The following is a 13,310-nucleotide window of genomic DNA, read 5'->3' on the forward strand; positions in this document are numbered from 1 at the left end:
CTTAAATGGACGGCGAACGTGGCTTCATCAAGGCCGGCCTGTGGCTAACGCTCAAAGCGACGTTCGGATTTCCTGCATGACGGCGAGCCGCGCGGCCGTGCGCGGTTCCGACAGCACGCTGCCGACCGGTCGTGAGAGACGACGGCGCCAGTTCGGATGTTCCGAGGTGGTCCCCGGCAGGTTGGGCTGGTCGCGTAACGCCAGCGCATCCTCGACCGGCAGCATCACCAGCTCGCAGCCGGCGCGCGCACTATGCGCGACCGCGGCATCGGCGATCCGCTCAGAATCCCAGCTCGGAGGTGCGTCACCCTCGCCGGCGCCGCTCTCGCGCATCGCCTGCCACAGCGCGTCACGCTCACGCGCGCGCACCGCTTGTTCCTCGTCCTGGCTGTGCTGCGGCGTTGCGTGGATACGCGCGCGTTCGTCGATATCGTGGCCGCACCACCAGCCGGCGACCGGCGGCAGGTCGTGGGTGCTGGTCATCGCCGCTGCCTGGCGTGTCCATGTCGCGGGCGCGGTGAAGACCTCATCGCGTCGCTCGAACTGCATCACCCGCATGCCGTCGATGCCGTCCTGCTGCAATCGCGACTGGAAGCCGTCGGGCACGGTGCCGAGATCCTCGGCCAGAACGATGGCGCGGTTGCGTACGGATTCAAGCCTGATCAGGCGGCGCAGATCGTCCTCGGGAAAGGCAAGGTAGCTGCCATGCTCGGCGGTCTGTCCCTCGGGCACGACCCAGAGCCGAGCGATCCCCATCGCATGATCGATCCGCACGCCGCCGGCGTGGCGCATGGCGCAGGACAGCATTTCGATGAAGCCACGATAGCCGTGCCGCTTGAGGCCGCGCGCGGAAAAGGCGGTGATGCCCCAGTTCTGGCCGTGCGCCTGCAGCAGATCGGGCGGGGCGCCGATGGTCAGGCCGAGCAGGCTTTCACCCTGGTGGCTCCAGCAATGCGCACCGCCGGAATCCGCCCCCACGGCGAGGTCGGACACCAGGCCGATCGCCATGCCGGCCGCGCGCGCGGCGCTTTGCGCGGCGTTGAGCGCGCAGTCGGCGCGATATTGTAGCCACGCGTGGAAATTGATCTCCTGCGCATGGGTCTGCCGGAACGACGCAATCCCGGGCGCGTTGGGAGAGGCGAACTCCGCCGGCCAGTCGCGCCAGTGCCAGCGGCTCGCATCGGCGTTCCAGATCGCGGCGTGCAGCGCTTCGAACAAGGCGTGCGATTCGAGCGCCGTGCCTGCCGTGGCGCGCCAGGCGGCGAAGCCTGGATCCGTGGCCCCGTTGAACTCCTGGCGCAGCGCCGCCAGCCGGTGGTGCGCCATTTCCGGCCATGCCACCAGGTCGAGCGCCTCCAGACGCGCCGCGTCCGGGCCGGGCTGCGCGAGTGGGATATGCAGCGCATTGAGCATAACACGGCTGGACGGCGCATAGGGGCTGAAGCGGTCCGGATCGGCGGAGAACTGCGCGTGCACCGGACTGATCGCCAGCGCCTGGGCGCCGTGCGACGCCGCCTCGCGGGCAAATTCGGCCAGGGCCTGATAGTCGCCGACACCGCCATCTCCCGGCCGGCGCAAGGCGTAGAGCTGCACCGCCAGTCCCCAACTTGCCGCATTCTCGCGGCCGAGCGCGTCGGCCACGGTAAAGCAGCGGCGTGGCGCCACGGCGAGGATGATCTCGTGTCCGCCAATGCTCAGCCGGTGATAGCCCGGGCGGTCCGGCGCCTGTAGCAGGCAGCCATGATCATGCGCCTCGGCGACGCCCTCGCTGCCGCCGCCGTTCTCAAATACGATCCGCCATGCCCCCGGGGGCACCGGCACGAAGACCGGCGCCGACAGCTCGGCCGTGACCAACGGCGGCGGCGCGCGGTCCTCCGCCTCAAGTTGCGCGATGCGATCGCGTAGCCCGTCCGGGGATTCCGCCGCCAGATCCAGTGCCGCAAGGATGGTGCCGAGATCCTCCGGCGCAATCTGGCGCTGCGTGCCGAAGATATCGCACCACTGCGTCGCCAGCCCCGCGAGGTCGCATAGCCGGCGCAGCAGAGCGCCGCTGTCATCGCTCATAGGGTGGGTCCGGCTCCAGAGGCAGAGTGGGTCAGGCGGGTGTCATGATCAGCACGGCGAGCGGCGGTAGGATGAGGCTGAGCGAGGCCGGCTGATCATGCGAAGGAATAGCATGCGCCTGCACAGTCCCGCCATTGCCGACATTCGATCCGCCATAGCGCTCGGCATCGCTGTTGAGCACCTCGCGCCAGGGACCTTCGTCGCTGACGCCGAGCCGGTATTCATGGCGCGGCACCGGGGTGAAGTTGCAAACCACCAGAACCGGCTTCTGCCCATGATGGCCGAAGCGCAGCCACGCATAGACGCTCTGGTCGGCGTCATGCAGCACCACCCACTGGAAACCCAGATGGTCGCAATCCTTGACATGCAGCGCCGGCAGCGCCGCGTAGAGCCGGTTAAGGTCGCCGATCAGACGTTGGATGCCCTTATGCAGCGGATGATCGAGCTGCCACCAATCCAGCCCGGTGTCGTGGTTCCACTCACGGCCCTGGGCGAACTCCGAGCCCATGAACAACAGCTTCTTGCCGGGATGGCCCCACATGAAGCCGTAGTAAGCGCGCAGGTTGGCGAATTTCTGCCATTCGTCGCCAGGCATCTTGGTAATCATCGAGCCCTTGCCGTAGACCACCTCGTCGTGGCTGATCGGCAGCACGAACCGCTCGGAAAAAGCATAGACCAGGCCGAACGAGATCTCGCCGTGGTGCCAGCGACGATGCACCGGCGATTCCTCGATGTAATGCAGGGTGTCGTGCATCCAGCCCATGTTCCACTTGTAGTCGAAGCCCAGGCCGCCCGCGTCGGCGGGGCGCGAGACATTGGGGAATGAGGTGGATTCCTCGGCGATCAGCACCGCACCTGGTGCTGCATCGCGCACCGCGCGGCTGAGATCCTGCAGGAAGGCGATGGATTCAAGGTTCTCGCGGCCGCCATATTGGTTCGGCACCCACTCGCCGGCCTTGCGGCTGTAGTCGCGGTACAGCATCGAGGCGACCGCATCGACGCGCAGTCCGTCGACATGGAAATGCTGCAGCCAGAACAGGCCGCTGGCGATCATGAAGCCGCGCACCTCGTTGCGGCCGAGATTGTAGATGTAGGTGTTCCAGTCCTGATGATAGCCCTCGAACGGGTCGCCATGCTCGTAGAGCGGCGTGCCGTCGAAGCGGGCCAGACCGTGGCTGTCGGTGGGAAAATGCGCCGGCACCCAGTCGAGCAGCACGCCGATGCCGGCGGCATGGCAGCGATCAATGAAGCGGGCGAACTGGGTGGGCGAGCCGAGCCGCGCGGTGGGCGCGAACTGGCTGACCACCTGATAGCCCCAGGAGCCGCCGAACGGATGCTCCATCACCGGCATCAATTCGACATGGGTGAAACCGAGCTCGACCAGATAGGGGATCAGTCGGTCGCCGAGTGAGTCCCAGCTTGCCTCTGTGCCGTCATGCGGCAGCCAGGACATGGCGTGCATTTCGTAGACCGAGATCGGCGCGTCCGGCGCCTGTCGTGCGGCGCGGCCGTCCATCCAGGCGGAATCGGTCCAGGCGAAGTGCGGATCGTCGACCATCGATGCGGTCTGCGGCGGCTTTTCGGTGGCCCAGGCTACGGGGTCGGCGCGCCAGGGCAGCAGGGTGCCGTCGGGCGCCACAAGCTCGTATTTGTAGAGCGCGCCGGCCGCGACCCTCGGGACGAACAGCTCCCACACACCGGCACTGGTGCGCAGCCGCATCGGATGACGCCGACCGTCCCAGTTGTTGAACGAGCCGACCACCGACACCCGCTGTGCGTTCGGCGCCCAGACCGCGAAGCGGGTGCCGCGCACGCCGTCGATGTCGATGACGTGCGCGCCCAGGATGCGGCCAAGCTCGCGGTGACGGCCCTCGGAGATGAGATAGATGTCCAGCTCGCCGAGCAGCAGCCCGTAGCTGTACGGGTCCTCGGTCTCGACGATCTTCTCGCCGCCGGTGTCGTCCAGCAAATGCGCGCGCAGCCGGTAGGCGGCGCTGTTGGCCACGGGTCCGGACCATAGTCCGTCGGGATGGATGCGGCTCAGCTCGCCCAGCGGTGCGCCGGTCAGCCGGTCCACCACCTCGAGGCGGATCGCTTCGGGCATGAACGCCCTGACCACGGCGCCACCGGGCACGGTATGCGGTCCGAGCAGGGAGAAGGGATCGCCGTGACGGGCGCGAACGAAGCTGTCGATCGCGCCCTGGTGCGGCAAATGTTCATTGGTTTTCATTGCGGTCTTCACTGACATGCTCATCAGAACCGTCGGCGAGCAGCCGGGTTGCGATGCCATCGAGGCCAGAAAGCGGGATCGCGATCCAGTGCGGACGATTATTGGCCTCGTAACGGATTTCGTAGGAGGCCTTTTCGATCAGGAACAGGTCCAGCACGGCGGCTTCGGCGTCGCGCGGGATCCAGGGCACGGGACTCGCTTCCAGCACCTCGCAATAGGCGCGCAGAAAATCCTCCCCGGCGCTGCGCCGGAACGTGTCCAGCAGATGCACCCGGCGGATGCTGGCCGAGCTGCTGCCGCCATCGAGCCGCGAGGCTGCCGTCGCCCCCGCATAGTCGAACGAGCGCAGCATGCCGGCGACATCGCGCAACGGCGAGGAGTGCGCGCGGCGCTGCTCCATGGTCTTGGCGGGCTCGCCCTCGAAGTCGATCAGGAAGGCGTCGCCGCCGACCACCAGCACCTGGCCGAGATGGAAATCGCCATGCACGCGGGTGCTGAGCGCGCCGGCCGCCTTGGCGGCGAGCTGGCGCACCAGCGCACCGAGGGCCGGCTTGCGCGCGATCACCCGCTCCGCCATGGCCAGGATGGCAGCGTCGAGATCGCCGCGCCCCATCGCCGCTTCAAGGGCCGCTATGGCGCCGTCGAGTTGCTCGATCGTGCCTTCGCTCCAGCCTTGCAGATCGGCGTCCGACGCCATGCGTGGCTTGAACGCCGCATTGTCGGTGTCGGTCGCAAACACCTCGTGCAGTTGTGCCAGCCGCCGTCCGAGCGCGGAGGCAAAGCTTGCATAATTGGCGTACGCGTCCTCGTGCGACGCATCGCCGTTGTTGGCCACACTGTCGTCGGCGGCACGGGCGAGGAAGTCCAGGGTCCAGCTCCAGCCGTCGCCCTGGTTGCGCACGAAGCCCTGCACCACGATCAGCGTGTTGGGGGTGCCGTCGGGATCGACCCGGGTCACCTCGCCATACATCGGCGGCGTATTGGCATAGCCGCGCTCGGTCAGATAGCGGCTGATCTCCGCCTCGGGATGAATGCCAGAGAGCACCTTGCGGACCACCTTGAGCACCAGCAGGTCGTCGATGATCTGCGAGCTGTTGGACTGCTCCGCCGACAGCCTGCGTATGGTCAGCTGTTCGGGCAGTTCCACTTCGTCGAGACGATCGGTCTTGCTGAAGTGCAGGCGGCCCTGCTCGAGCGCGATGGTCGACTCGGCGCGAAGCAAAGAGAGGATATCGGTGGTGAAGTCGTCAGAGGCGAAGCCGTCGGTGAGGAAACCGACCAGAGGGCCGCGCCGTATCCGGCTCAGCGCCAGCTGGCCGGCGAGCGGGATGCAAGTCGCCTCGTCGACGCCGCCGATCGGCAGGCAGTAACGCTCGGTGCGGTCGCCAAGCACAACTTCGATTTCCGCCAGGATATTGCGTGCGTCGCGGCCGGGGCGCAGCTTGGCGAGGTATGCGAACCGCGCCGCTCCCAGTGTCTCCGACTTCGACGAGAACCAGCGCCGCTTCGGCAAATATTCCGGCAGCACCTCGCGTTCGAGCAACAGCCGCGCCGGAGCCTGCGCCAACTCGCTCAGGTCGTTGCGCACCACGATCGTTGAGAATTCCGGCAACGGCTCGGGAGCCGGCGTATGCCACGATGGCAGCGCCCGCTCGGAGGCCAGCAGGAACCAGTAGAACCCATAAGGAGGCAGGGTCAGCAGGTATGTCAACTGGCCCACCGGCGGGAACACCGAGCCGCCGACGACGTCGACCGGCACCCTTCCTGCATAATCGTGCAGATCGAGTTCGACCGCCTGGGCGGCACGCGACAGGTTGCTGACACACAGGATGGTCTCGTCGGTGCCGTCCTCGGCAGCCGATTCGCGCAAATAGGCGAGCACCTTGCGGTTGCCCGGATAGAGGAAGCGCTGGCTGCCGCGGCCAAAGGCGCGATGCGACTTGCGCACGCTGAGCATGCGACGCATCCAGTTCAGCATCGAATGCGGATCGGCGGCCTGCGCCTCGACGTTGACCGCCTGGTAGCCGTAGATCGGGTCCATCAGCGGCGGCAGCACCAAGCCCGCCGGATCGGCGCGCGAAAATCCCCCGTTGCGATCGACCGACCATTGCATCGGCGTGCGCACACCGTCGCGGTCGCCGAGATAGATGTTGTCGCCCATGCCGATCTCGTCGCCGTAATAGATCACCGGCGTACCGGGCATCGACAGCAACAAACCGTTCATCAGCTCGATGCGCCTGCGGTCGCGCTGCATGAGTGGTGCAAGGCGGCGGCGGATGCCTAGATTGATCCGGGCGCGCTTATCCGACGCATAGGTCTCCCACAGATAGTCGCGCTCCGAGGAGGTCACCATTTCCAGCGTGAGTTCGTCATGGTTGCGCAGGAACACCGCCCATTGGCAGGTGGCGGGAATCTCGGGGGTCTGGCGCATGATGTCGGTGATCGGGAAACGATCCTCTCGCGCAATGGCCATGTACATGCGCGGCATCAGCGGGAAATGAAACGACATGTGACATTCGTCGCCGTCGCCGAAATAGACCTGCGCGTCCTCCGGCCACTGATTGGCCTCGGCGAGCAGCATGCGCCCCGGCGCATAGCTGTCGATCTCGGCGCGTATCTTCTTGATCACCTCGTGGGTTTCAGCGAGGTTCTCGTTGTTGGTGCCCTCGCGCTCGACCAGGTACGGCACCGCGTCGAGACGCAGCCCGTCCACGCCCAGATCGAGCCAAAAGCGCATCACCGAGAGCACCTCCTCCAGCACCTTCGGGTTGTCGAAGTTCAGATCCGGCTGGTGGCTGTAGAAGCGGTGCCAGTAATAGGCCCGCGCCTCCTCGTCCCAGGCCCAATTGGACTTTTCGGTGTCGATGAAGATGATCCGGGTGCCGTCGTATTTGCCGTCCGTGTCCGACCACACATAGAAATCGCGCTCCGGCGAACCAGGGGCGGCGCGTCTGGCCCGCTGGAACCAGGGATGCTGGTCGGAAGTGTGGTTGATGACCAGCTCGGTGATGATCCGGATGTTGCGGTCGTGCGCCGCGGTGATGAACTGGCGCAGGTCCGCAAGCGTGCCATATTCGGGATGCACGCCGCGATAGTCGGCGATGTCGTAGCCGTCATCGCGCCGTGGCGACGGATAGAACGGCAGCATCCAGATCGCGGTGACGCCGAGTTCGGCGATATAGTCGAGCTTGGCGAGCAGTCCGGCAAAGTCGCCGACACCGTCGTTGCTGGCATCGAAGAAAGACTTGATATGGATCTGGTAGATGATCGCGTCCTTGTACCAGAGCGGATCCTCCATCGGCGCGGGTGCGATGCTGCGTACGGCCGTGTCGGCCTGGGGGCTGCGCGCGGCCGGATCGGCCTGGGGGTGGGCGAGATCGATGGTGTCGTTGCTCATGGCGGGGGATCGTTGCCTCTTTACGGTTGCCGGCAATCAGGAAAGCGGCGACGCCCGCCAGATCAGATAAGGTTGCCGCGGCGTCAGTGTCACGCTGTGGTATTTGCCGCTCAGGGTAAACCGGCCGCCGCCGACCAGGTCCTGCATCTGCAGGCTGGCCTGGTCCGGCAGGCCCCAGCGATACAGCGGCAGCTCGATGCCGCTCGATTGCACGTTGTGCGGATCCAGACTGACCATGCAAAAGATGCAGTTGTCGCGACCACTGGTGGTTTTTTCGTAGAACAGCACGGCATCGTTGCCGGCCGGCAGGAAGCCGACGGCAAGATGCGAATGCAGTGCCGGGTTTTCGGCGCGGATGCGGTTGAGCTGGGTGAGTTCGGCTACGATATTACCGGGCCGGTTCCAGTCCCAGGTGCGTGTCTGGTATTTCTCGCTGTCGGCATATTCCTCGCGGCCCGGCAACGGCGTGCCCTCGCACAGCTCGAAGCCGTTATAGACGCCCCACAGGCCGGACAGCGTCGCGGCGAGGGCTGCGCGTATCAGGTATCCGCCACGGCCGGAGGTCTGCAGGAACACCGGATTGATGTCCGGCGTGTTGACGAAGAAATGCGGACGGAAGAAGTCGCGCGGCTCCTCCTCGGTGAGCTGCGTGAGATACTCGGTCAGCTCCGCCTTGCTGTTGCGCCAGGTGAAGTAGGTGTAGGATTGTCCGAAGCCGACCTTGCCGAGCCGGTTCATCACCTTCGGCCGGGTAAAGGCCTCCGCGAGGAACACCGCGTCGGGATAGCGGGCGCGCACCTCGGCGATCATCCATTCCCAGAACGGAAACGGCTTGGTGTGCGGGTTGTCCACCCGGAACAGCCGTATGCCCTGCTCGGCCCAGTACATCACCACATTGGCCAGCGCCACCCAAAGGTCAGGCACCGCGCCGTTCGCGTAGAAATCGACGTTGACGATGTCCTGGTATTTTTTCGGCGGGTTCTCGGCGTAGCGCACGGTGCCGTCCGGCCGCCAGGCGAACCAGTCCTTGTGCTCGGCGAGCCAGGGGTGGTCGGGCGCGCACTGGATGGCGAAATCGAGTGCCACCTCCAGCCCGTGCGCCTCGGCCTGGCCGCGCAGATGCAGGAAGTCCGCCAGCGTGCCGAGCTGCGGATGGATGGCGTCATGACCGCCCTCGACCGAGCCCACCGCATAAGGGCTGCCTGGATCATCCGCGGCTGGGGTGAGGGTGTTGTTCGGGCCCTTGCGATTGGTGCGTCCGATGGGATGGATCGGCGGAAAATACAGCACGTCGAAACCCATGTCGCGGATCCGCGGCAGATGCCGCTCGACGTCACGGAAGGTGCCGTGCCGCTGCGGATCGTCGCTCATCGAGCGCGGAAACACCTCGTACCAGCTGGCAAAGCCGGCGGCGGTGCGCTCGGCGTCGACCCGGATCGGATCCGAGACAATGCGATGTGGCCGGTCGTCGGCGCTTTCCATCAGGGCCGCCACCTCGTCGGAGAGCAGCAACGCGCATTGCGCCTCCGCCGACGCGGTCTCGATCGTCTCCAGGATCGTGGCAATCCCCCGGTTGCGCGCGACCGCGTCGCGCAACAGCGCGCGGCCTTCAGTCAATTCGAGGGCGATCGGCACGCCGGCCGCCGATTTCGCGCCGAGTTCATGTCGGAAGGTTGCATAGCGATCGCGCCAGGCCTCGATACGGTAGCGATGCAGGCCGCGGGTCAATAGCGGGAAGGACGCCGTCCAGCGATCGTTGCCCAGCAGGCGCATGCGACGCTCCTGCCAGGCCTGCCCGGGCGCCTGTCCCGGAGCATGCCCCGGAGAATGCCATTGCAGGGCCACGCCGAGCAGGTCGTGGCCGTCGCCGATGACGTCGGCCTCCACCGCGACACTCTCGCCGGCGATCCGTTTGACCGCGAAGCGGCCGCCATCGACCGCGGGGGAGGGCGCCTCGATCGCCAGACGCGGCCAAGTTGCCGCATCGCGTGCCGAACGCGGATCGATCCTGGTGACGGCGGGAGCGGCAATCGCTCCAGCACCGAACAACCGCCAGGTGCCCGGCGCCAGCGACACCGGCTCCCCCGGGACCAGGCTTGCATGACCCGCGTTCCTCTCGGTGAACGCATCAAAGCTGCCGCCGGTGGCGGCCAGAAGCGGCGACGGATCGACCGCGCTGGCACGGTCAAGGCGCGCATTGAACAGGAGCACGTCGGCCTGGCTGCTCCAGCGCGGGTCAGTCCGGTCGCAGCACAGATAGGCTTCGACCGCGGCCCCCGGGGCGCTGAGCCTGCGGCTGGGGAGGCGACCCGCAAGCCGGCCGGCGAGGCCGCAGGCGGCGCGTGCGGCCGGGCCAGGCGGTGCGATCCAGCCAAAGCCACGCGCCGCACAAAAGGCCAGTGCGCGGCCGAGCGCAGCACTTTGGTCGTCGAGGGCGGCCATGACCGGGGCGATGGGACGCAGCATCGCCAGTTCATCTTCAAACCAGCCATCCTGCCAGTTCCACCAGGCAAGCGAGCATTGCACCCCATCCAGCCTGGCATCCGCGAGGGTTGCGATCCCCTCCCAGGCGACGCCGCCGGTATCTGCGATGAGTATCGCAGTGGGCGCCTGGGCGCGTAGGGCTGCGAGCAGCGGCGAAAGGGCCGCTTGCGGCAGTCCGGCCAAGCCACGCAGCCGCACGCCGGCCAGGCCAACCCCAACCCAGGATGCCACCAGCCCGCCCCAAAATGCGCCGAGCCGCGCCGCCGCCCCGGGATCGGTCAGGATCGGGCGCGCCAGACCGGGCGTCGGCACCTGACGTGGGTCGAGCGCCTGGGCGCGGTCGGGGGCTGCGAACAGCTCGGGGTTGCTGTGCGCCGCGTCGCCGGCCGCGGCGATGCAGTCGACGACCAAGTCGAGCAAGGCAATTTCCGGCCCGGTTGCGGCGACGAGCCAGGTGACTGACTCTAAGGCTGCCTGCGCGGAGGCCAGAATACCCGCTTCTCCGGCATTATGCAATACATCAGGCACCAGCACCCGGTCGAAGCCGGACCAGGCTTGCGGGTCGCGCGCCGCCGCTGCCGGCAGACGGGCAATCCTGGCTGCTGCGGCAAACCCTGCCTTTACGACGGCGGTGGCCCGGACGGACGCGGGACCGGTCTCGATCAGGTCCATGAACTGGCTCCGTGGATGATGGGATCGCAATGCGCCGGGCGGCCCCACGGCGGGGGCGCAACTGGCCTGGAAACGAACGCGACCTGCCGGGCCGGGGTTGCCTGCACACCCGGTGGGCGATTTGCTAGTCGAGGGTGACCCCGCCGGTGACCGCCTGGTAGGTCGCGATGGCCAGCGTCAGCGGCTCGAACGGCTTGGTGATGACGAAGGCCGGCTCGACCGTCTCGCCGGTGAGCAGACGCTCCGGATAGGCGGTGACGAAGATCACGGGCGCGTAATGATGCTTGAGGATGCGGCTGACCGCCGAGGTGCCGTCGCCGCCGATGCCGAGATTGATGTCGGCCAGGATCAGGCCGGGTCGGGTTTTCTGGGCGATGCGGACCGCGTCGGCCTCGGTGGCGGCGACACCGACGACGCGGTGGCCGCAGCCGAGCACGAGCTCCTCGATATCCATCGCGATGATCGGCTCGTCCTCGATGATCAGTACGTCGGTCGCGGCCGCCTGGCGCAGCCGGTCACGCGCGCCGGCGAGCTGGGCGTTGGCTTCCGCCAGCTCCAGGGCGACGATCGGTGCGGCATCCTCGATCGGCACCTCCTCGAGCGCGGTCAGCAGGAGTAGCTGGCGTTGCTGCGCGGTAAGGCCGCCATCGACCTCGCCGGGATCGACGAGCCCGACATTGAAGCGCCGGGTCACCCAGTTATAGAGCCCGTGCCGTGCGGTCAGGTCGTCGGCGGGTCCTGCGACCAGTTCGCGCAGGCTTTCGGCGACAAGCAGGTCGCCGCGCGGTTGGCTTCCGGTGAGGGCACGGGCATAACGTCGCGCATAGGGGAGAGCGCGGATCAGGTCGTCGCGCCGCGTCGTGGCCATCAGGCTGTTCTCTTTCGAATGACTGGGGAGGCGGATTGAGCGAACAGGACGTCTTGAGCAGACAGGCCGACCTGAGCAGCGAGGCTGGTACTGACCGCGACACGCTGCATCGGGAGATGTCGGTCCTGCTGCCTGAGCTTCGCGGCTTTGCGCGTTTCCTCACCCGCGATGCGGCGGCTGCCGACGACCTCGTGCAGGATACGTTGGTACGCGCATTGGCGGCCGTTGCGCAATTCCAGCCGGGGACCAACCTCAAGGCCTGGCTGTTCACGATCCAACGCAATGCCTTCTACGAGCAGGCGCGGCGACGTCGGCGCGAGAGCCAGGTGCTGGGGCGAGAGAGCCAAGTGCTGTCGGGGCAGCTGACGGACACGGATCCCGCGATGTCGTCGGCTTCCCTGCGCGGCGAAGTCTCCGACCTGCAGCGCCTGCTGTTCACCTTGACCCCGCTGCTGCGCGAGGCCCTGGTTTTGGTCGGCGCACAGGAGCTCAGCTACGAGCAGGCGGCCGCGATCTGCGGGGTGCCGGTTGGCACCGTCAAGGCGCGGGTCTCGCGCGCACGCAGCCAAATCGCCACACGGCTGCGTGAAGAAACGCCAAACAGATCCTGAGCTTTGGCTTGACTGCATCATGGCTCCGTCAATTAACGCGTGACCGTAGCCTGCCGGCCGCCGTTCGCCAAATCAGCTTTGATCGGGCAAATACCGCCAACAAGTTCTTGTGATCGAGTTAGGGGTAAGCGCATGCAACCCCAGCTTTCGGCGGCTCATTGCTTCGGCGGATAGGGAGAGCAGCGCTCATGTCGAACCGCACCGCCGGTGATCTCAAAGCCCGCAACCCAAACGGGTTTCATGCACAAGTCATAACGATACTGCCCAAGCTGCGGGTGCAGGCATTGGCTCTGACCCGCAATCGTGCCAGCGCTGAGGACTTGGTCCAGGACGCCGTCTGCAACGCCCTCTCCGCGCAGGCGAGCTTCATCCCGGGGACCAATTTCGCCGCCTGGATGCACCGTATTCTGCGCAACCGCTTCATCTCCAACCTGCGCAAGCGTCGGGACACTACCGATATTGATGATGTGCCGTCGTCCGCTTTCGCCACCGAGGCGCCGCATGAGGACCGCCTGGCTTTGAAGGATCTCGGCGTGGCGATGACCCGTCTGCCGGCGGATCAGCGCGAGGCCCTGATCATGGTGGTGGTACAAGGAATGAGCTACGAGGCATTGGCCGAGGCCACCGGATGCGCCGTCGGCACCGCCAAGAGCCGCGTGTTTCGCGCCCGACGCCAGCTCGAGGCCTGGCTGATGGGCGACACCAGGGAGCCGTTCGAGCAACGCCCCGTAGCCAACGCCGCACGCCTCACGCGGGTCGCGGCTGCCCGCATCGATGGCGAAATGAAGTCGGTCGCCGTAGCCCAGCCCTGACGCCGTGGCTATGCCGTAACGCTCGATTCATGTTTTGCGGCCAAACTGCGTCCAGGTGCAACCGCGGCACGCCTTGGTCGCTACAGGTTCGGTGCGGATCGTCCATCACCCGCGCGGCTTAGGCGGCTTGGCATGAACGGTCCGGCATGAACAGCTTGGGGCATTGGCGTCT

7 protein-coding genes are annotated in these 13,310 nt (G+C 66.6%); 2 read left to right on the top strand and 5 right to left on the bottom strand.

Annotation, left to right across the window (positions count from 1 at the left end; all coding sequences use genetic code 11):
- Nucleotides 1–51: 51 nt before the first annotated feature.
- The 5 genes from malQ to ACQY4K_RS01240 all read right to left on the bottom strand — a co-directional run bounded on the left by malQ (nt 52) and on the right by ACQY4K_RS01240 (nt 11,715).
- Nucleotides 52–2,064: a 4-alpha-glucanotransferase gene (gene malQ, locus ACQY4K_RS01220; protein WP_428392728.1), complete on the bottom strand. Its 2,013-nt coding sequence runs from the start codon at nt 2,062–2,064 to the stop codon at nt 52–54.
- Between the two features lie 31 nt (nt 2,065–2,095).
- On the bottom strand, nt 2,096–4,294 hold the full coding sequence (glgB, locus tag ACQY4K_RS01225) for a 1,4-alpha-glucan branching protein GlgB (RefSeq protein WP_428392729.1): 2,199 nt from the start codon (nt 4,292–4,294) through the stop codon (nt 2,096–2,098).
- Nucleotides 4,281–7,592, bottom strand: coding sequence for a maltose alpha-D-glucosyltransferase (gene treS, locus ACQY4K_RS01230; RefSeq protein ID WP_428396270.1), 3,312 nt, complete (start codon nt 7,590–7,592; stop codon nt 4,281–4,283). The genes glgB and treS overlap by 14 nt, the downstream gene beginning before the upstream one ends.
- Before the next feature lie 135 nt (nt 7,593–7,727).
- Nucleotides 7,728–10,847, bottom strand: coding sequence for an alpha-1,4-glucan--maltose-1-phosphate maltosyltransferase (locus ACQY4K_RS01235; RefSeq protein WP_428392731.1), 3,120 nt, complete (start codon nt 10,845–10,847; stop codon nt 7,728–7,730).
- 124 nt (nt 10,848–10,971) lie between these two features.
- Nucleotides 10,972–11,715 (bottom strand): response regulator, encoded by a 744-nt coding sequence (locus ACQY4K_RS01240; RefSeq protein WP_428392732.1) that lies wholly within the window; start codon nt 11,713–11,715, stop codon nt 10,972–10,974.
- 116 nt (nt 11,716–11,831) lie between these two features.
- On the opposite strand from ACQY4K_RS01240, the gene ACQY4K_RS01245 reads away from it, so the two are divergent.
- Both ACQY4K_RS01245 and ACQY4K_RS01250 read left to right on the top strand, forming a co-directional pair.
- A complete protein-coding gene (locus tag ACQY4K_RS01245) occupies nt 11,832–12,326 on the top strand; it encodes a sigma-70 family RNA polymerase sigma factor (protein WP_428396272.1) in 495 nt (164 codons plus the stop codon).
- A 188-nt stretch (nt 12,327–12,514) separates the two neighbouring features.
- On the top strand, nt 12,515–13,138 hold the full coding sequence (locus ACQY4K_RS01250) for a sigma-70 family RNA polymerase sigma factor (protein ID WP_428392734.1): 624 nt from the start codon (nt 12,515–12,517) through the stop codon (nt 13,136–13,138).
- The last annotated feature ends 172 nt before the right edge of the window (nt 13,139–13,310 follow it).

The organism is Lichenicoccus sp., from assembly GCF_965276875.1.
GTDB lineage: Bacteria > Pseudomonadota > Alphaproteobacteria > Acetobacterales > Acetobacteraceae > Lichenicoccus.

Bases quoted from the DNA above. Each gene is read 5' to 3' on its own strand.
- malQ (WP_428392728.1), bottom strand. From the start codon at position 2,064: ATGAGCGATGACAGCGGCGCTCTGCTGCGCCGGCTATGCGACCTCGCG.
- glgB (WP_428392729.1), bottom strand. From the start codon at position 4,294: ATGAAAACCAATGAACATTTGCCGCACCAGGGCGCGATCGACAGCTTC.
- treS (WP_428396270.1), bottom strand. From the start codon at position 7,592: ATGGAGGATCCGCTCTGGTACAAGGACGCGATCATCTACCAGATCCAT.
- ACQY4K_RS01235 (WP_428392731.1), bottom strand. From the start codon at position 10,847: ATGGACCTGATCGAGACCGGTCCCGCGTCCGTCCGGGCCACCGCCGTC.
- ACQY4K_RS01240 (WP_428392732.1), bottom strand. From the start codon at position 11,715: ATGGCCACGACGCGGCGCGACGACCTGATCCGCGCTCTCCCCTATGCG.
- ACQY4K_RS01245 (WP_428396272.1), top strand. From the start codon at position 11,832: ATGTCGGTCCTGCTGCCTGAGCTTCGCGGCTTTGCGCGTTTCCTCACC.
- ACQY4K_RS01250 (WP_428392734.1), top strand. From the start codon at position 12,515: ATGTCGAACCGCACCGCCGGTGATCTCAAAGCCCGCAACCCAAACGGG.